The 465-nt window shown below is 69.9% G+C and carries 1 protein-coding gene; it reads left to right on the forward strand.

Features of this window, described 5'->3' with window-relative positions; genetic code table 11:
• Positions 1-465: cupin domain-containing protein (locus KVT32_RS28720; protein ID WP_217619272.1), on the forward strand; the 465-nt coding region annotated here is incomplete at both ends.

Here is a 465-nt window from a genome sequence, read left to right on the forward strand (position 1 = left end):
CCATCTTTGCCCTGATCGGCACTCACGGCAAGGGCGCCTACACGGCGGTGGACGGCGAGCGCACCACCATGCACCCGGGCGACTTCATCCTGACCCCGTCCTGGGCCTGGCACGACCACGGCAATCCCGGCATCGACGGCCTGGCCGAACCGGTGGTCTGGCTCGACGGCCTGGACATCCCGACCACGCGCTTCTTCAGCGGCGGCTTCGCCGAGAACGGCGAAGAATCCAGCCAGCAGGTGGCGCGTCCGGAAGGCCGCAGCCTGGCCGCCTACGGCTACAACATGGCGCCGGTGCGCCAGCTGCACACCCGCGCCAGCTCGCCGATCTTCAACTACCCCTACGCCCGCTCGCGCGAAGCGCTCGACACCCTGCGCCGCCAGCAGGAGATCGATCCCTGGACCGGCGTCAAGCTACGCTACATCAACCCGCTGACGGGGGGCGCCCCGATGCCGACCATCGGCG

The sequence above is a fragment of the Achromobacter sp. GbtcB20 genome (assembly GCF_019091095.1).
GTDB classification, from domain to species: Bacteria; Pseudomonadota; Gammaproteobacteria; order Burkholderiales; family Burkholderiaceae_B; genus Achromobacter; species Achromobacter mucicolens.